The organism is Avibacterium gallinarum (assembly GCF_002921135.1).
In the GTDB taxonomy this organism is placed as follows: Bacteria; Pseudomonadota; Gammaproteobacteria; order Enterobacterales; family Pasteurellaceae; genus Avibacterium; species Avibacterium gallinarum.
This window is the reverse complement of the sequence record NZ_PQVJ01000020.1, coordinates 41,729-61,146: the sequence shown is the minus strand read 5'-3', so window position 1 is coordinate 61,146 and position 19,418 is coordinate 41,729. Positions and strand designations below refer to the sequence as shown.

Below are 19,418 nucleotides of genomic sequence, written 5' to 3'. Positions count from 1 at the left end.
TTCTTTCTCATCATTATTCTTATACAAATTACCTAAATAAAAACGACTCCTAGCATAAGCTTCCTTATAATCCTCACGATTTATACTTGACCAAGACTCTATCGCTTTCTCTTTATTATTAATTTCTTTATATAAAAGACCTAAATTAAAACGACTCTTAGCATAAAATTCCCTATCATCTTCACGAGTTATACTTAGCCAAGTATCTATTGCTTTTTCTGAATTATCATTTTTATCATATAGCTTACCTAAATAAAAACGACTCTTAGCATAATATTCCTTACTATTCTCACGAGAGATACTTAACCAAGCCTTTCTCGCTGCTTCTAAATTATTATCTTCATAAAATTTCCAGCCTTCATCAAAAATTTTTTCAGCATTATTCATATTGATCACCTATAAAATATTTAGTCGAGTTACTTCGTTTCACCTAGCAATGCGGCATATTTCACCGTATCAGGGCTGGCTTCGAGGGCGATTTTTAGCACCATTGTGAGGGGGACGGAAAGGAACATTCCGACTGAGCCGAGCAACCAACCCCAGAATAAAAGGGAGAGAAAGACAACAAGGGTGGAAAGCCCGAGGGTTTTGCCCATCATTTTAGGTTCTAGCACATTGCCGATGATCATATTCAGGCTGATAACGCCAATGGTAACGCCTATACCGGTGAAAAAGCCATTAAGCAATAAGGCTTGGACGATAATGGGAATGGCGGCGATAATTGAGCCGATATTCGGGACATAATTGAGCAGAAAACTGAGTGTTGCCCATAAAATGGCATATTGCACGCCAAAAATTTTCAGCAAAATAAATACGCCTAAACCGGTTAAAAAACTGGTGAAGGTTTTCACACCGAGATAGTCCATTACGCCTTTTAGAATGCGGTCAATGTAGCCTTCATATTGTGCCACTTGGTTCGGTTTACTGAACGCCACGGCAAATTTATGTTTGGCGGTAGGCGCTTCTAATAGCATAAACAAAACCACTAAAAACAGCACAAAGACGTTGGTTACCACGCCAGAGAAACTAAGTAAAAATCCACTGGCAAAATTCATTATCATTGCGGGATCAAAATGATCCATAATTTGTTGTCGTAAATCAGCAACGGGCAAATGCAAGCCCTGCGTGATTGTGGCGAGATCATTAAGGCGCTGTGAAAGCAATAGGCGATATTGCGGGATCGATTGGCTGAACTCACGCGCGGTGCTGTTGATAAGGCTGACAAGAAAGAAAAACACCGTCAAAATCATCAAAAACAGTAAAGTGAGCGCCAACCAATGTGGCACTTTGCGCGCCGTCATAAACTTCACAACAGGCGAGCAAATAATGGCGATAAACAGGGAAAGTAAAAATGGCACGACAATTTCCCCCGCCAATTTCACACCAGCCAGAATTACCACTAAGGCAGACAGCGCCATTAATAACTGGCTGATCGACAAACGCTTATCCATTACACCGCTTCCTCGTTTTCTTCGCCTGTGCGGATACGGATCACACGTTCAACATCATAGACAAAAATTTTGCCATCGCCAATTTTGCCTGTTTGTGCGGTTTCCATAATGGCTTGAATACATTGCTCTGCAAGCTCATCAGGGATCACAATTTCCATTTTGACTTTTGGCAGAAAATCCACCATATATTCCGCGCCGCGATACAGCTCTGTATGCCCTTTTTGGCGTCCAAAACCGCGCACTTCGGTTACGGTCATTCCTGTGATCCCAATATCAGACAAGGTTTCACGCACATCATCAAGTTTAAACGGTTTAATAATTGCTTCAATTTTTTTCATTTTGATTTTCTCACTGGAATTAACTTTCACGTCTGGCAGATTTTGGTCTAAAGCTAGCGATAACTTCAGGTTTGGTATCAATATAAATGCCGTCGATCAGCTGTAAACAATAAGGCACGGCAGAAAAAATGCCCTTAACGAGCACATTGCCTTGCTCATCTTTCACGCCCTCTAAGGTTTCTTTAATGGCTTTCGGCTGCCCCGGTAAATTTAAAATTAAGCTATTTTTGCGAATCACGCCCACTTGACGCGATAAAATCGCCGTTGGCACAAAATGTAAACTCACTTGACGCATTTGCTCGCCGAAGCCCAGCATTTCGCGATCTGCCACAGCAAGGGTAGCATCTGGCGTAACATCACGTTTAGCAGGCCCTGTTCCCCCCGTAGTTAGCACCAAATGGCAATGATGCACGTCCACCAGCTCGCATAGGGTTTGCTCGATAATGGGCTGTTCATCAGGGATTAAACGGGTTTCCACTTCAAAAGGATCAACCAAGGCTTGTTCTAGCCATTTTTGTAATTCCGGAATACCTTGATCTTGATACACGCCTTGCGAGGCACGATCAGACACTGAAACTAAACCAATTTTTAAAAGTGCGGTCATTTTTTCCTCTGTTTTTTATTAAATCCAATAATATCTCACAATATGAAAGAAAATCGGTGCGGCAAAGCATAGGCTATCCATACGATCTAACATTCCACCGTGTCCACTTATCATATTGCCCCAATCTTTCACGCCCATACTGCGTTTCATTGCTGACATCACCAGCCCACCTAAAAAGCCCATTAAACAAATAACCAAGCTAATTAAGGTAGCTTGCACGGCGCTAAACGGCGTTAGCCAAGAAAGCAATCCGCCCAATACTGAAGCGCTTAGTACGCCTCCGACAAAACCCTCTACGGTTTTGGAAGGGGATAAAGTTGGCGCAATTTTATGTTTACCGAATAATTTTCCCCATACATATTGCAACACATCGCTCGCTTGCACAATCAGGATCAAAAAGATCATTAATAATAAACTTTTGCCTTCAAATCCTGCAATATTTAAGGTGAGAATGGCAGGAATATGCGAAATGCAGAACACGGAAATCATCACCGCCCATTGCACTTTGCTTGAACGATCTAAAAAATGCGCCGTGTCGCCCAGCAAGGCGGATAAAATCGGTAAAAATAAGAACGCATAAACAGGAATGAAAATGCTGAACATACTAAACCAATCCACCGCGACAAAATAATATTGCAAAGGCAAGATGAAATAAAAGCAGGCCACTAAAGCGAGATGATCGCCACGGCGAATTTCAATCAGCGATAAAAATTCCCGTAACGCTATAAAAGAAACGATAAAAAATAAGCCCAATACGCCATAAAAACCGAGATAAGCGGCGGCGAAGATAATTAAAATCATCACCCACCACGCATTAATGCGTGCGTTTAGGTTGTCTATCACCGAATGGGGTGTGGAAAAACCCACTTTCCATTTCAGTGCATAACCAATGCCCGATGCCAATAACAAGGTGCAAATTAATCCCCAAAATAAATTCCACATTTCCATTTTATGCTCCTTGATGTTTCGGGTTAAGATTAAGCAAGGCCTGCTCTGCTCGCGCTAGAAATTGCGTTTTATCTTCTTGTGGCTGCCAATGAATCGGCTCGCCCAAATATAGATCACACAGCAAGGGAATTGGCAGAATAAAGCCTTTCGGCAATAAATTATGGGTATTGCTGATCCAAACTGGCACGAGATCCACATTAGGATTGGCTTTGGCTAAATAATATAAACCACTTTTAAAGGGCTGAAGGGCAAGATCATCATTGGTTTTTCTTGTGCCTTCGGGGAAAATAATCAACGAATTTTCTTGCAGCGCTTGGCTAATTTGTTCTGTTACGGCTTTAGGCTCATTGCCGCCGCGCTCGATCAGCAGCATATTAAACACTTTTTCCGCAAGAAAACGGCGAATTTTGCCTTTCGTCCAATAATCCGCACCAGCCACAGGGCGGGTTTTCTTGCGCACCTCATAAGGCAAAGACACCCAGAATAAAATAAAATCTCCGTGGCTGTTGTGATTGGCGTAATAAAGCCTTGGCTTATCTGCCGAAAGCAGGGCGATATTTTTCGCCGGACGAACACCGGTAATAAAAGAGGTAAAATGACATAAAAGAAAATCAACCAGTTTAGCGAGCATTTTCATTCTCCTCTGATTTTTGTTGCGTAGCATTTTCTGCGGAAAATTGCACCGCACTTTCATTGTCTGTGTGGTTTTCTTCTTGGTTTTCGGCGTGATTTTCAACATTCTGATCTAAAGCCTTACCTTCCGCCAACCCTGATTTCACGCGTTTCACGCAAGTTAAAATTAACAACGCGACGACAAGCCAAGCGAGCGCATAAAACCAGGTTGGTAAAATCGGCATAAAGGTATAAATCAATCCTAATAAGCCAAATAAAAAGGCACGATCACTTTTTCCCAAAGGCCCGTCATAACGGCGTGTTTGCCCTTGCACTTGCCCTAACACACCACAAAATTCTGTTAAGGCGGCAAGCCAAATAATCAGCCCGATAACAAGGGGATCAAAAGGGGCGATAAAAGCAAAAGGCAGATACAACGCCGCATCAGAAACCACATCGGTAATTTCATTAAGATAACCGCCTAAACGCGATTTTTGCTGAAATTCTCGCGCTAACATTCCGTCAATGGCATTGAGTGCCATTCGCACAAAAAGCCAAATAGGAATTAAAATAAACAGCCAATGCACAGCAGAAAGTGCGGTCAAAAATACGCCTAAAATAACTGAAATCCCACAAGCGGCAAGTGTAACTTGGTTCGCCGTAACGCCTTTGCGTTCTAACTTCACCACCGTTGGACGCAGTAAATTTTGAAACTTCGGTTTTAAATCGTAAATGCTCATTATTTCTCCTTATTTAAACGGAAATAATACTGGAACAAGAAACACCGTTGCCAACATAACTAGCAAAGTAAAAGGTACACCAATTTTAACAAAATCACCAAATTTATAATTCCCTGCACCCAGCACCATTGTGTTTACGGGCGAAGAAATCGGGGTCATAAAGGCGGCAGAGGAAGCGATCGCCACCGTCATTGCGAAAGGCAAGGGGGAAAGCCCTAAATGCTGTGCCATTGTGATGGCTATGGGTGCCATTAAAATTGCGGTGGCGGTGTTAGAAATAAATAAGCCAATCACCGCAGTCAGGGTAAACAAGCTGATTAAAATCCAATGCTTACCCATTCCCCCTACGGTGTTAATCATAAATTCTACGATTACATTAATCCCGCCTGTTTTTTGTAGTGCGGTGGAAAATGGCATCATTCCCACAATTAAAATCAAGCTCGACCAGTGGATAGAGGCATAAGCACTTTTGGCATCTACACAGCGGAATTTGGCTAACATTAAACAGGCGATGAGTGCGGCAACCACATTCGACACAACGCCTGTTACCATTAATGCCACCATCGTAACAATAGATAAAATGGCATAAGGTGCTTGGCTTTGTGCGGGCGCGGCACGTTCAATTTCTGCTGGATAATCCAGCACAAAAAAGGCTTTGGTTTTATTACGCATTGCTTGGATCAATTTCCACGATCCGACCACTAAAAGTAAATCACCAATCTTTAATGGCTGTTCAATCAAACTGCCTGTCAAAATCTCATTATTACGTTTAATTCCCACCACATTTAAACCAAAACGTGAACGAAAGCCAATTTCTGCCACCGTCTTGCCTAGATAATCCCCTTCAGGAATTGGCGTGATTTCCACCATTCCCATAAACTTGGCTTGTTGTTCAAAGTGGTAAGGACGCAATTCCGTTGGCTCAAGCTGATGTTGTTGGCAAAATGCATTAATATCTAGCTCAGGATCAGCGCAATCAATCAGCAAAATATCTTTTTCACGAATTTCAATTTTGCCTAAAGACTCCGCCAAAAATCTTGGGCGAAAACGCTTCCAACGCTCAATTGCCAGCACGTTCAAAGCATAATTAGAACGCAGATGCAAGGCTTCTAGCGGTTGCCCGATAAAATCTGATCCTGCGCGCACCACAAAGCGTTTGGTGCGTGCTTGTAATTGATAATCTTCAATCAGATCTTGAATGGAATGACGATTCACGCCTTCGCTTTGTTCATTTTCCGCTTGCCCTAACCAACGGCGAGCCACCAGCATATACACAATACCCAGCAACAAAATCACTATGCCAATGGGCGTGAAGGAAAAGAAATCAAAACGCTGTTTAGTGAGATGGATTAATTCTGCGTTAATCACCAAATTTGGGGCGGTGGCGATTAAGGTCATCATACCGCTGATTAGCCCAGCCATACTCAATGGCATCATCAGGCGTTTTGGTGAAATATTCATCTGCCGACAAATCACCAACACTACAGGAATAAAAATCGCCACAATCCCTACGGAACTCATAAAAGATCCCAATCCCGTTACCGCTAACATCACTAAAACAAGTACGCGAGTTTCGCTATTTTTCGCGGCTTTCATCAGCCATTCACTCACTTGATAGGCTACGCCAGTGCGCACCAAGGCTTCCCCGACAATAAACAGCAAGGCAATCAAAATAATATTCGGATCACTGAATCCAGCAAAGACTTCCTGTACGCTCAAGATCCCACTCACACAAAAAGCAAGCATGACCAACAGGGCGATGACGTCCATTCGGATTTTGTTGTGGATAAACAAGAGTACAGCGATGGCAAGAAAAATCACAACGCTAACAAGGGGGATATTGGTGATTGGGGGCATTTGGGTCTCCGCGGTTTTTGGTAGTTTTGTTTATTATTTGGCTGATTGCGTTTTTCTTTGTTGTTATAACGGGTTTCGCCGTTGGCGACTTCCTTTCTTTTGCGTTCCCAAAAGGAACGTAAGCAAAGAAAACGCTCCCCTACTATCGCTAAATTTCTTTTACTTCCATACGGCGTTGTTTTGCCTTGCCGTACTTGCGTACTGTCTGCGGCAAAACGCCTTGTCTGGAAGTAAGAAATTTTGCGAGCATTGCTTTTCCTCATTACAATAAAATTTTCTTTACGAAAAATCAGCCTGATGTTCGCTTCGCTCTCGCTCGGCGTGATTTTTCTAAAAATTTTATTTCCATTCGGGCAATTTACAAGGGGGTTGTCCCGATATTTCACATTAATTTTAAATTTAAAGCGCGGTGCGATTTTTTTAAAAGATTTTGAAAATATGACCGTACTTTGTTATTACTTATTTTTACTTTTGGCTGATTATGTTTTTCTTTGTTGTTATAACGGATTTCGCTATTTGAGCGACTTATTTTCTTTTGCTTATCCAAAAGGAATGTAAGCAAAGAAAACGCTCCCCTACTATCGCTAAATTTTTTACTTCCATACGGCGTTGTTTTGCCATTGGGCTGATTGTGTTTTTCTTTGTTGTTATAACGGATTTCGCTATTTGAGTGACTTACTTTCTTTTGCTTATCCAAAAGGAAGTAAGCAAAGAAAACGTTCCCCTACTATCTCTAAATTTCTTTTACTTCCATACGGCGTTGTTTTGCCATTGGGCTAATTACGGTTTTCTTTGTTGATATAACGGGTTTCGCTCGTTGAGCGACTTCCTTTCTTTTGCGTTCCCAAAAGAAAGGAAGCAAAGAAAAGGGAACCCCTACTAAATTGCTTTTCCTCATTACAATAAAATTTTTTTGACGAAAAGTAAGCCCATACTCGCTTCGCTGCGTTCAGGCGTTACTTTTCTAAAAATTCTTTCTTCATTCGGGCAATTTGGACGGGAAAAACTTGTCTAGTTGCCCTTATAAATAGTTTAAAAAATAGAAGTGCGGTGGGATTTTAAAAACTTTTTGAAAAAGTACCGCACTTTATTCTGTAATCAGTTTTCTTACTGGGGCGAAACTTCGGCGGTGTTGGGGTAAGGGGCCGTGTTCTGCCAGTTTTTCTAAATGTAATTTTGTTGGGTAGCCTTTATGTTGGGCGAAGGCGTATTGGGGATAGCGTTTATCCAGTTCTTCCATTTCTAAGTCGCGGGCGACTTTGGCAAGAATGGAAGCGGAGCTGATTTCTGCCACTAGGCTGTCCCCTTTCACCACGGCTTGGGCGGGCATTGGCAATAGGGGAATGCGGTTGCCGTCCACTAGCACAAAGTGCGGTGTTATTTTAAGCTGATTGACTGCGCGTTGCATCGCTAACATTGTGGCGTGCAAAATATTGAGTTCGTCAATTTCTTCGGGTTCAGCTCGCCCTAGCGCCCAAGCTTTAGCCTTTTGTTTAATTTCTTCGGCTAAGGCTAGGCGTTTTTTGTGCGAGAGCTTTTTGCTGTCGGTTAAGCCTTCAATGGGATTGTTAGGGTCTAAAATCACTGCGGCAGTTACCACTGCACCCACTAAAGGCCCACGTCCTACCTCATCAACGCCTGCAATCAGTTCATAATCAGGATAGACAAATTCGCTCATTATTTTTCCCCTTGCAATAATTCAATCACCGCGTCGGCGGCTTGTTTATCCGCATCGCATTGGATCATTTTATGCAGATCAATAAAGTGTTGCTCCAAATTGTGGCGATTTTGCACCGCACTTTCTTCTGTGGAAAAATAAGGGGCGAGCTTTTCTACCAATTTTTCTGCGGTGCAATCTTGCTGGATCATTTCTGGCACAAGCATTTCATTCGCCAGTAAATTCGGTAATGAAATATAAGGGGTTTTCACCAAGCGTTTGGCTAGGAAATAAGTGAACGGCTTCATTTTGTAGCCCACGACCGTTGGCGATTTACATAGCATACATTCTAATGCTGCCGTGCCTGAAGCAAGCAAGGTGGCTTGGGCGGCGATCATCGCTTGGCGAGCCTGCCCATCAAGCAAGATCATTGGTAAATCAGGGGCAACTTTTGCTTTAATGCGTTCAAATTGTTGGCGACGTTTTTCATTCACTAAGGGAACGAGGAATTGCACGTCTGGATATTGTTCTTTCAGCAATAAGGCGGTTTGCAAGAAAGGTTCGGCAAGGAATTCCACTTCTGAGGCGCGACTACCAACAAGGATTGTAAGATAGCGTTGGTTTGGATCAATATTGAGCATTTGGCAAGCCGTAAGGCGATCAGGTTTTAACGGAATGGCGTCTGCCATTGTGTGGCCGATAAAACGGCAAGGTACGTTGAAACGATCGTAAAAGGCTTTTTCAAAAGGTAAAAACGCAAGAACAAGGTTGGTAGCCCGTGCAATTTTGTGAATGCGATTTTGTCGCCACGCCCACACCGAGGGGCTGACGTAATGAATGGTTTTGATGCCTTGTTCTTTGAGTTTAAGTTCAATATCAAGATTGAAATCAGGGGCATCTATGCCGATAAACACATCAGGTTTTTCTTGCAACATTTTGTCGATAACTTGGCGGCGAATTTTCAGCAAGCGTGGCAAATGTTTCACCACTTCTGCTAAACCCATTACGGCAATTTCTTCCATATCCACCAAGGTTTCACAACCTTCTGCCAACATTTGTTTTCCAGCAATGCCGATAAAACGAGCGTTAGGATAACGAATTTTCAGGCTGCGCATTAGTCCTGCGCCTAGAATATCGCCAGAAACTTCACCTGCGACAATACCGATGGTTGGAAATACTTTTGCTTGTTCCATGAATAAATTTCTCATAAAAAACAACCGCACTTTATATTGCGAGCGTTAAGCAATAAGCAAAGTGCGGTGAAAATTTTTAACTTTTTATACGCGGTTGTTCGTTGAATTAGCGAATAATGCCACGTTTTGAACGCTTGAAGAAATCAAGGAAAAAGCTAATTGCACTTTCCGTTTTCGCATAATGCTCAATTTCTGGCATCACTTCTTCCAAGGTTTTTCCGCTGCGATAAATTAATTTATACACGTTGCGAATAGCGTGCAATGTCGGTTTATCAAAACCGCGACGTTTTAAGCCTTCAATGTTTACGCCGAATGGTTGAGCGTGGTTGCCTTGCGCCATTACATAAGGAGGCACATCTTGGCTGACCATTGAACCACCGCCAAGCATAACGTGTGCGCCCACAATAACAAATTGGTGAATGGCTGACATTCCGCCCACAATCACGAAATCATCTAGCTCAACGTGTCCTGCCAGAGTTGCATTATTGGCAAGAATACAGCGATTTTTGATTTTACAATCGTGCGCAATATGGGCGTTGATCATAAATAAATTATCATCACCCACGCGCGTTACGCCACCACCTTGCACCGTGCCACGGTGAATCGTTACACTTTCACGAATACGGTTACGGTTGCCGATAATGGTTTTCGTTGGCTCATTTTGGTATTTCAGATCTTGGTTTTTCTCACCAATGCTGGCGAATTGGAAAATTTCATTGTCTTCGCCAATTTTGGTCACGCCATTAACCACGATATGCGAGTGCAACACGGTGCCTTTGCCAATTTCTACATCAGCACCAATAATACAAAACGGGCCAATCACCACGTTTTCGCCAATTTTTGCCCCTTCTTCTACAATGGCTGTAGGGTGAATTTTTGCACTTGAATGGATCATATTGACCTCTTGTTTTTGTAATGAATGTTTATCTGCGTGCGCACATTAATTTTGCTTCACAAGCCACTTCACCATTCACGGTGGCAATGCCTGTGAATGCGGTAATACCACGGCGCTCTTTGATGACTTCAACATAAAGCTCCATTTGATCCCCTGGTAATACTGGGCGTTTGAAACGTGCGTCATCAATTCCCGCAAAATAAAATAATTCGCCACCTTGTAATTCGTGAGTTTTAAACGCCAAAATCCCCATTGATTGGGCGAGTGCCTCTAAAATTAACACACCAGGTAAAATAGGTTCGCCTGGGAAATGCCCAGTGAAACAAGGCTCATTCACACTGATGTTTTTGATCGCTTTTAACCATTTCCCTTCTTCAAAATCAGTTACACGATCCACTAATAAAAAGGGATAGCGGTGCGGAAGTAAGGTCATAATTTCTTTTGCTTCAATGACTTTTGCGGTTTGTTCTGTTGTCACAATAGTACCTTTTTAATTTAAAAATAATAGAAAATAAAATTGCTGCAAATTATACGATATTTCGTCGTTTAATACAAAACGCACCACATAAAGTGGCGCGTTTGAGAAAGGAATTAAGCATTATTAAGCTTTTTTTCTACCGCTTTTAGACGCTTGTTCATTTTATCAATGTCTAAAGTCAGTGCGGCGGTCTTGCGCCATTCTTTATTTGGCTGCAATGGAATACCGGAAGAATACACGCCCGGTTCAGTGATTGGTCGCATTACCATTCCCATTCCCGTAACCGTAACTTTGTCGGCGATTTCCATATGGCCATTGATCACGCTTGCGCCACCAATTAAGCAATAACGCCCTACTTTCAGGCTACCTGCCATAATCACACCGCCAGCGACTGCTGTACCTGTACCGATATGCACGTTATGAGCAATTTGGCAAAGGTTGTCGATGATGACGTTATCTTCAATCACCGTTGCGTCTAACGCACCGCGGTCAATACAGGTGCAAGCCCCTATTTCAACGTGATTACCGATAATCACTGTGCCTGTTTGTGGGATCTTGATCCAACGCCCTTTATCATTGGCATACCCAAAACCATCGCTGCCGATCACAGCGCCAGATTGAATTAAGCAATGTTCGCCAATTTGCACTTGGTGATAAATGTTTACATTTGCCCAAAGCTGAGTATTGGCGCCAATTTTTGCGCCTTTACCGATAAAACAACCTGCGCCAATAATCACGTTATCGCCAAGTTCAACCTCATCTTCAATCACTGCATTTGCGCCAATAGACACATTTTCGCCTAATTTTGCAGTGGCAGAAATCACCGCACTTGGTGCAATGCCAGCTGCCGCTTTTGGCGTAGAATCCATATATTGTGCTAGCACGGCGTAAGCCACATAAGGATCTTTGACAATAAGCAAGTTGCTTTCAGGCGAACAAAATTCCACATCATTTTCGCTTACCACTAAAATCCCTGCTTGGGATTGGGCAAGTAAATCACGGAATTTAATGTTTGAAATAAAGGTGAGCTGGTTTGATTGTGCTTTGTCGAGGGGGGCGATACTATCAATAAGCACATTGGCGTTACCACGAATGGTAGCGCCAATTTGTTGTGCTAATTCTTTAAGAGAATAAGACTTGTGCATTATTTAGCCTGTGCTGGAGCTGGAATTGCTTTTAATACTTCTTCTGTAATGTTTTTACCATCAGCGGCATAAACTGCAACTTTCTCATCAAGCACTGCACTGTAATTCTTCGCTTTTGCCACTGTTGTAGTCGCAGTTTGAATGTCAGTTAATAATTTACGCTCAACTTCCATTTCTGCTTTTTGTGTTTCTTCGCGGAATTTAGCAATATTTTCTTGGTGTTCTTGCACTAATTTTTTAAATTCTTCATCACGTTTTTGCGCTAATTTTGCAATTTCATCTTGACGTTTTTTGATGTCAGCTTGACGTAACTTCGGTGCATCTTTATCTAATGCTTTCACTTTACCATCAATTTCTTTCTCAAATGCAGCTTTTTTATCTTGCAATGCTTTATCTGCTGCCTGTAATTTTTCAGATGGTGCTTTGAATTGATCATCTAATTTTTTAAATTCAACTTGACGCGCAGGGTGATGTGCAAATAAATAATCTACATTTACAAATGCAATATTATCTTCAGCCATTGCAACTGATGAACCTAATGCTAACGCTAAAGAAAGTGCGGTTAATTTTACAGCTTTTTTCATTTTTGAGTTTCCTTAAAATAAATCAATTTTTAAATTCAATACCAATGGAAGCAAACTCCCATTAGCTTTCCAAGCCTTCACTTAGACTAAGAAGAATGGAAGAAGTTCCAATTAGAATGTTCCACCGATACTAAATTGGAATTGTTCAATTTCATCGCCTTTATATTTTTTGATTGGTTTGGCATAAGAGAACACCAAAGGCCCAATCGGTGATTGCCATTGGAAAGCAACACCAGCTGATGAACGAACACGGCTCGGATCTCCGTAATCAGGTAAATTTGTGAAACGTGATTTTCCGTCTGTTTTCCATTTTGTATTCCATACGCTTGCCGCATCAACAAAAAGAGAAGTTCTTACGGAACGTTGATTTTTATCTGCCACAAATGGTGTTGGCACAATTAATTCAGCACTTGCGGTTACCATTGCATTACCACCAACAATATCGCCGTTTACCCCTTTCTTACAGTATTTATCTTCTGTGGTACAAGCTTTATCTTGGTAAATAGCTTGTGGCCCTACCGCACCATAAGCAAAGCCACGCAAACTTCCCATACCACCAGCACTATAAGTTTGATAGAACGGTAAACGCTTTCCACCAAAGCCATTTGCATAAGCCGCCGAAGCTCTTGCTGAAATAACCCAGCTATGATCGCGGTCTAACGGATAGAATCCTTGTACATCTGCTGACAGTTTGTAATATTTATTATCTGAACCCGGAATAGTCACTTTCCCACCAATTGAGGCTCTCATTCCTGAAGTTGGGAAATAACCGCGGTTAAGATTATTATAGTTCCAGCCCATAGAGAACTCAAAATCGTGGGATTTGAATGTCCAATCACTGACATTCATTGATTCACGATAGATATTACGGTTATATTCAGGGCGTACATCTTTTAATTTATTATATACATAGCCTAACCCAACATAGTATGAGTTATTCTCATTCACTGGGAAGCCGAGCGTTCCATTCACACCATAAGTCGTACGGCTGTAAGATGCGGAAGTGTCATTTTTCGAGTTATCGTATTTTTCAAAGAATACATTTCCACCAAGGCTCACACCGTCTTTTGTGAAGTAAGGTTCTGTGTAACCTAAATTAACACTGGTACTGTAATCATTACGCGAACCACCGAAACTGATTGACGATCCCATTCCTAAGAAGTTATCTTGCTTAATGCTTGCCTGATAACTTAAACCACTTTCTGTACCATAACCAATACCAAAGTTAATGCTACCCGTATTACGTTCTTTCACTTTATAGATAACATCAAGCTCATCATCAGTATTTGGCACATTTTCGGTGCGAGATTCTACGCTTTCAAAAAATCCTGTTCTTTCCAACCGCACTTTACCTAGCTCAACTAATTGAGAAGATAACCAAGTTCCTTCTTGCTGACGCATTTCTTGACGCAATGTGCTGTCTGCACTTACGTTATTGCCTTCAAAACGAATTTGGCGCACAGAATAACGGCGGCCTGCATCAACCACATAAGTTAAAGCAATCGTATGATTTTGATCATCAAACTCAGGACTAATATTCACTTGAGGATTGGCATAGCCTTGCTCACCTAAGGTTGTTTTAATTTCATTTTCTACAGCAACGACATCACTACGGCGGAAAGTGTCCCCCACACGAATTTGTTTTAATAATGCAGAAAGTTCATCGCCCATTCCTGCCACATTACCCACAATACGCGCACTTTTAACAGTATATTTTTCACCTTCATTGACATCAATAGAAACTTTTGCTTCAGTTTTTTCATCATTTAATTGCACATCTGTTTTGCTAATTTGCATTTTGGCATAGCCGTGATCAAGGTAAAATTCGCGCAATGTATCTAGATCTTTACCAAATTGTACGGAATCAAATTTATTACCAAAAAGTTTCCACCAAGCATCAGGTTGTAATTCCATTTGCTCTTGTAATTTACTTGAGCTAAAGGCATTGTTTCCTTCAAAGGTGATCCCTTTTAACAGTGCCACATCATTCTCTTTAATTTGAATTTTTACTTCCGCACGATTATTTGGCAATGGCGTAACAATCGTTTCTACTTTTGCGTTATAGCGACCAACACTGTGATAATGATCAAGTAAACTTTGACGGAAAGCCTCTAATTTATCAAAATTCAATACATCACCAACGGCAAAGCCATTAGAATCTAAATTATCTTTCAAGGCTTCATTTGGAATTGAACTATTACCGTCAAGAATCACATCGGCAATAATTGGGCGTTGTTGCACAGAAATAACTAGCGTGTTTCCTTCTCGGGCGGCTTTAACCCCTTCATAACCTTGTAAGAACAAGGTTCTTACAACATTGGCAATATCTTTATCTGTTGCTCGTTGCCCAACTCGAACGGGTAAATTCGCAAGAATTTTGCCTTCCGTGCCAGCTTGAACGCCATCGACACGAATATCTTGCACAACAAAAGGGGCAGCCATCACCGTGGTTGAACCCAATAATAAACTTGCGATTAAAAGTTTTTTCATTGTTACTTTTATCCTTGTAAAAGAAAGAGTTATAAACGTAAGAAATCGTTAAACAAAGCAAATGCTGTTAAAGCTAACAAGCATATTGCACCAATTTTATAGGCAATATTCTGCACTTGTTCTGAAAGCGGTTTTCCTTTTATAGCTTCTGCGGCTAGAAAAATCAAATGTCCACCATCTAAAACAGGCAATGGAAACAAATTCATTATCCCTAAATTCACACTAATTAACGCCATAAAACTTAAATAATACACAAAGCCAATTTCGGAAGATATTCCTGCACCTTTGGCAATAGAAATCGGTCCACTTAGATTATTTAAAGAAAGATCACCGGTAAATAATTTACCAATGACTTTTACCGTCAGTAGCATTAAATCTTTGGTTTTTTCTACGCCTTTTTGTAAAGCCTCAAAAACGCCATATTTTAATTCCGTGCGATATTTTTCATCAAGGGGCTGAACCGTTGGCGATACGCCAACAAACCACCTGCCTTTTTCATTTAACACTGGTGTTAAGGTTTTATATAAGGTTTCCCCTGCTCGCTCAATTCTCAATGTAAAAGGCTGCCCTTTTTGCACATCTTGAATAAAATCTTGCCAATTCATTGGCTCGCCAGTATTGGTATAAAATTTATCCCCCACTTGCAAGCCTGCTTTTTGTGCTGGGGAATCTTCCGCCACTTTAGACAAGGTCATTTCCACTTTAGTTCGCACTGGAATCATACCCAACGCGCCAAAAGCACTTTCTTTTTCAGGATCGAATCGCCAATTGGCTAAATCTAAAGTGCGTTGCTGTTTTACATCTGAACCAAAAGGCGAAAGGGTGATTTCTACATTGGGATTACCCATTTTGGTGGCAAGCACCATATTGATGGTTTCCCAATCTGGTGTCGCTGTGCCATCAATGGCGATAATTTGTGAATCAGGTTGAATTTGCGCTTGTGCCGCAATGGACGCTGGTCGAACCTCTGCGATCACAGGTTTTACGCTAGGAATCCCAATGGAATACACCAGCCAATAAGCCAATATGGCAAAAATAAAATTCGCCATCGGGCCTGCAGCAATCACAAAAGCACGTTGTGCCACGGATTTATTATTAAAGGCTTGAGATTTCAACGCTTCTGGTACGGCTTCGTTACGCTCATCAAGCATTTTCACATAGCCACCTAACGGAATCAGTGAGATAGAAAACTCAGTGCCTTTTTTATCAAAGAACGACCACAGCACTTTGCCGAAACCGATAGAAAAACGTTCAACTTTTACACCGCACTTTCTGGCAGCCCAAAAATGTCCGTATTCGTGTACAAAAACTAGTACACAAATGGCTATCAAAAATGAACCTAGCGACCACAAAAAGGACATATCTGTTTTTTCCTACAACACATAAAAATAGAAATACGCAAAGAATGGCACAGCGGCGGTAAGACTATCGATGCGATCTAAAATTCCACCGTGTCCAGGGATCAAATTACTGCTGTCTTTAATCCCACTTTCGCGCTTAAACATACTTTCCGTTAAATCGCCCAGTACAGAAATTGCCACTGTAGCAACAGATAAAGTGATAAAAGGCACGGTTGGTACATTGAATAAATCTTGTGGGGCGACTTGCATAAAAATCCCTGCTAGCACGCCAGCGGTAATCAGCCCACCGAATACACCTTGCCACGTTTTCCCTGGGGAAACTTTTGGCGCAAGTTTATGTTTTCCGAATTTGCGGCCAGCAAAATAAGCACCAGAATCTGCTGCCCATACCAAAATAAACACATAAAAGAGCAACATTAAGCCGTGATAAGGGTTGGCAACGTAACCATCTAAACGCAAGCGCAACACGGCTACAATAAAAGGCACAAGGGTTACAATAGCGAAAACGCCTTGCAAAATCACCGATTTTGCCCATAATTTGGCAGAATTTGGATAACTCACCACAAAGCCAAGCGCCACAATCCACCAAATCACTGCGCTTAATAAAATAGGCCCAGCATAATGTTCAAACACACGGCCCGCATTGAGATAATTGGCTTCGCTTAAAATCCACAAAAAAAGCACCGCACCTGCTAAGCCAGCCACTACAACACGCCAAAATTTATTTTTGACTTGGGCGAATTGTGTCCACTCCCAAATTCCTAAGGTCGCCACTGCACCTAAGGCTAAGGCAAAATAAAAAGGAGAAAATAAAAATAACGCTGCACAGACAATAGCAATTAAAATAATTGCGGAAATAACACGTTGTTTAAGCACAGTTTAGTCCTCTTGTTCTGCTCCACCAAAACGGCGATTTCGTTGTTGATAAGCTAAGATAGCTTGATTAAATTCTTGTTCGTTAAAATCTGGCCATAGCACATCAGAAAAATAAAATTCTGCATAGGCAATTTGCCACAGTAAAAAATTACTTACACGCTGTTCACCGCTGGTGCGAATTAATAAATCCACCATAGGCTGATCTTGGGTAACCAAATGTTGTTGAAAACGTTCAGCAGTAATCTCATCAAGCGTCAGCTGCTCGTTTTTCACCAAGTCGGCAAGCTGTTTGGTTGCCTGCACAATATCCCAATAACCGCCATAATTTGCTGCAATATTTAAAGTAAGTGCGGTGTTATTTTCGGTTAATTTTTCTGCTTTTTCGATTTTTTGCTGTAATTTTTCGCTAAAACGGGATTTATCCCCGATAATATTTAAGCGGATATTATTTTTATGCAATTTTTTCACTTCTAAATCCAGTGCTTGCATAAAAAGTGTCATTAATGCGCTCACTTCACTTTCTGGGCGCGTCCAATTTTCGCTACTAAACGCATAAAGGGTGAGAACATTGACACCAATTTTTCGCACATAGGAAACCGCTTGACGCACTGCCGCCACGCCATTTTTATGCCCGAAAATACGCATTTTTCCTTGCTGTTTTGCCCAACGCCCATTGCCGTCCATAATAATCGCAACGTGTTGGGGAATATTGTTTAAGTCAATCTCAGTCATTCATCAAGGATTTTCTAGTTACAAAATTAATGGCTGAATATATCATAATATGATATTACTTACTATGAAAACGCACAGAATTATGTATAAAAAATCAAGGCGAACTTTCGCCCGCCTTGATTTATTTGTAACGAAAACAAAATGTTATTTTGCTTGAATGATTTGCCACGCTAAGGAGCGTGCGTTTTTATCCACGTCTAACACATCATCAATAGATTGAATCTGTTGCGGACTGATTTTTTCTACCACTTGTGTATTCACTTTAGCAATATCGGTAAATTTAATTTGACGATTTAAAAAAGCTTCAACAGAAATTTCATTCGCCGCATTCATTGCTGTTGTGGCATATTGCCCTGCGGCAAAGGCATCAATGGCTAGTTTTAAACAAGGATAACGCTGATAATCTGGTGCTAAAAAAGTCAGCCCATTGAGCTGATAAAAATCTAATGGCGCAACACCGGCAAAGGTTCGTTGCGGATAAGCCATTGTTTCCGCAATTGGCGTGCGCATATCTGGATTGCCCATTTGCGCAATCACCGAGCCATCAATATAACGCACCATAGAATGAATGATCGATTGCGGATGAATGATCACTTCCATTTCATCTGCACTGGCATTGAATAACCAACGGGCTTCAATATATTCCAAGCCTTTATTCATCATTGTGGCGGAATCCACTGAGATTTTTTTGCCCATTGACCAATTGGGGTGAGCTACAGCCTGTTCTGGCGTGATCTGGTCAAATTCTGAAAGATCCGTATAACGGAAAGGCCCGCCCGATCCCGTGAGTACAATTTTGCTGATGCCTAATTCTTGCAACGGGCAAAAACCGATTTTTTCCTGCGCTTGCGGTGGTAACGATTGGAAAATCGCATTGTGTTCACTGTCCACAGGCAGTAACTGAGCGTGATTTTTCTTCACTTCGTCAATAAAAAGCTGCCCACAAGTCACCAAACTTTCTTTGTTGGCGAGCAAAACGCGTTTGCCTGCTTGCACCGCAGAAAGGGTGGGTAGCAAGCCTGCCGCGCCAACAATGGCAGCCATCACTTGATCCGCTTCAGGGTGAGCCGCCAGCTCGCAAATGGCTTTTTGTCCGCTTAATACTTGGGTTCTTAGACCAAGTGCGGTCAATTTTTCTTTTAAATTTTTCGCCGCACTTTCGTCATCTAAGGCAGCAAAAGTCGGCTGAAATTTAACGCATTGTTCCACCATTAATTGCACGTTACGTCCGCCCACTAAGGCAAACGCTTGATATTTGTCAGGGTTGTGTTCTATCACAGAAAGGGTGCTAGTGCCGATGGAGCCTGTCGAACCAAGAATGACGAGTTTTTGTTGTTTTTGCATAAATTTTTGACCGCACTTTAAAAGGGTTAAGGTTGCTAAAATTGTCGTGAATATACTCAAAAGCCAGTAATTCAGCAAGAAAAAATAGGGCGAACCCTTGGCTCGCCCTTTAT

At 41.6% G+C, this 19,418-nt stretch carries 20 protein-coding genes and 1 pseudogene; all 21 read right to left on the bottom strand.

Annotated features, from left to right (window positions below; translation table 11 throughout):
• Window positions 1-387 (bottom strand): tetratricopeptide repeat protein (locus C3007_RS08295; protein WP_133158414.1); only part of this gene is annotated, 387 nt, incomplete at its 3' end.
• Between the two features lie 29 nt (window positions 388-416).
• Window positions 417-1,451: an AI-2E family transporter gene (locus C3007_RS08290; protein WP_103854009.1), complete on the bottom strand. Its 1,035-nt coding sequence runs from the start codon at window positions 1,449-1,451 to the stop codon at window positions 417-419.
• Complete coding sequence (gene glnB, locus C3007_RS08285) at window positions 1,451-1,789, bottom strand: nitrogen regulatory protein P-II (protein ID WP_103854008.1); 339 nt, start codon at window positions 1,787-1,789, stop codon at window positions 1,451-1,453. Before glnB ends, C3007_RS08290 begins: the two co-directional genes overlap by 1 nt.
• Window positions 1,790-1,808: 19 nt before the next feature.
• Window positions 1,809-2,393, bottom strand: a complete 585-nt coding sequence (gene mog / locus C3007_RS08280) for a molybdopterin adenylyltransferase (RefSeq protein ID WP_103854007.1) — start codon at window positions 2,391-2,393, stop codon at window positions 1,809-1,811.
• Between the two features lie 18 nt (window positions 2,394-2,411).
• Complete coding sequence (locus C3007_RS08275) at window positions 2,412-3,341, bottom strand: phosphatidate cytidylyltransferase (RefSeq protein ID WP_103854006.1); 930 nt, start codon at window positions 3,339-3,341, stop codon at window positions 2,412-2,414.
• A 1-nt stretch (window position 3,342) separates the two neighbouring features.
• Window positions 3,343-3,972, bottom strand: a complete 630-nt coding sequence (locus C3007_RS08270; protein ID WP_103854005.1) for a lysophospholipid acyltransferase family protein — start codon at window positions 3,970-3,972, stop codon at window positions 3,343-3,345.
• Window positions 3,973-4,087: 115 nt separating this feature from the next.
• Window positions 4,088-4,693: pseudogene (locus C3007_RS08265) on the bottom strand (CDP-alcohol phosphatidyltransferase family protein); the annotation flags it as partial.
• A gap of 9 nt (window positions 4,694-4,702) precedes the next feature.
• On the bottom strand, window positions 4,703-6,550 hold the full coding sequence (locus C3007_RS08260) for an SLC13 family permease (RefSeq protein ID WP_103854003.1): 1,848 nt from the start codon (window positions 6,548-6,550) through the stop codon (window positions 4,703-4,705).
• Window positions 6,511-6,936 (bottom strand): hypothetical protein, encoded by a 426-nt coding sequence (locus tag C3007_RS11565; RefSeq protein ID WP_165779969.1) that lies wholly within the window; start codon window positions 6,934-6,936, stop codon window positions 6,511-6,513. The genes C3007_RS08260 and C3007_RS11565 overlap by 40 nt, the downstream gene beginning before the upstream one ends.
• Entirely contained in the window at window positions 6,933-7,247 is a 315-nt protein-coding gene (locus C3007_RS11465) for a hypothetical protein (RefSeq protein WP_123772538.1), read from the bottom strand. The genes C3007_RS11565 and C3007_RS11465 overlap by 4 nt, the downstream gene beginning before the upstream one ends.
• A 390-nt stretch (window positions 7,248-7,637) precedes the next feature.
• Window positions 7,638-8,228: a ribonuclease HII gene (rnhB, locus tag C3007_RS08250; RefSeq protein ID WP_103854001.1), complete on the bottom strand. Its 591-nt coding sequence runs from the start codon at window positions 8,226-8,228 to the stop codon at window positions 7,638-7,640.
• The gene (gene lpxB, locus C3007_RS08245; RefSeq protein ID WP_243397677.1) at window positions 8,228-9,415 is read right to left on the bottom strand and encodes a lipid-A-disaccharide synthase; all 1,188 of its coding nucleotides are present in this window, start codon (window positions 9,413-9,415) and stop codon (window positions 8,228-8,230) included. Before lpxB ends, rnhB begins: the two co-directional genes overlap by 1 nt.
• 91 nt (window positions 9,416-9,506) lie before the next feature.
• Entirely contained in the window at window positions 9,507-10,295 is a 789-nt protein-coding gene (gene lpxA, locus C3007_RS08240) for an acyl-ACP--UDP-N-acetylglucosamine O-acyltransferase (RefSeq protein WP_103853999.1), read from the bottom strand.
• Between the two features lie 28 nt (window positions 10,296-10,323).
• Complete coding sequence (fabZ, locus tag C3007_RS08235; protein ID WP_035660215.1) at window positions 10,324-10,776, bottom strand: 3-hydroxyacyl-ACP dehydratase FabZ; 453 nt, start codon at window positions 10,774-10,776, stop codon at window positions 10,324-10,326.
• A gap of 110 nt (window positions 10,777-10,886) precedes the next feature.
• Window positions 10,887-11,918, bottom strand: a complete 1,032-nt coding sequence (gene lpxD / locus C3007_RS08230) for a UDP-3-O-(3-hydroxymyristoyl)glucosamine N-acyltransferase (protein WP_103853998.1) — start codon at window positions 11,916-11,918, stop codon at window positions 10,887-10,889.
• Complete coding sequence (locus C3007_RS08225; RefSeq protein ID WP_103853997.1) at window positions 11,918-12,502, bottom strand: OmpH/Skp family outer membrane protein; 585 nt, start codon at window positions 12,500-12,502, stop codon at window positions 11,918-11,920. Before C3007_RS08225 ends, lpxD begins: the two co-directional genes overlap by 1 nt.
• Before the next feature lie 111 nt (window positions 12,503-12,613).
• Window positions 12,614-14,992: an outer membrane protein assembly factor BamA gene (bamA, locus tag C3007_RS08220; RefSeq protein ID WP_103853996.1), complete on the bottom strand. Its 2,379-nt coding sequence runs from the start codon at window positions 14,990-14,992 to the stop codon at window positions 12,614-12,616.
• 29 nt (window positions 14,993-15,021) lie between these two features.
• Window positions 15,022-16,353, bottom strand: a complete 1,332-nt coding sequence (gene rseP, locus C3007_RS08215; protein WP_103853995.1) for a sigma E protease regulator RseP — start codon at window positions 16,351-16,353, stop codon at window positions 15,022-15,024.
• A 12-nt stretch (window positions 16,354-16,365) separates the two neighbouring features.
• The gene (locus C3007_RS08210) at window positions 16,366-17,229 is read right to left on the bottom strand and encodes a phosphatidate cytidylyltransferase (protein WP_103853994.1); all 864 of its coding nucleotides are present in this window, start codon (window positions 17,227-17,229) and stop codon (window positions 16,366-16,368) included.
• A gap of 3 nt (window positions 17,230-17,232) precedes the next feature.
• Window positions 17,233-17,961, bottom strand: a complete 729-nt coding sequence (gene uppS / locus C3007_RS08205) for a polyprenyl diphosphate synthase (protein ID WP_103853993.1) — start codon at window positions 17,959-17,961, stop codon at window positions 17,233-17,235.
• A gap of 144 nt (window positions 17,962-18,105) precedes the next feature.
• Window positions 18,106-19,305, bottom strand: coding sequence for a 1-deoxy-D-xylulose-5-phosphate reductoisomerase (gene ispC / locus C3007_RS08200; RefSeq protein ID WP_103853992.1), 1,200 nt, complete (start codon window positions 19,303-19,305; stop codon window positions 18,106-18,108).
• Window positions 19,306-19,418 lie beyond the last annotated feature (113 nt).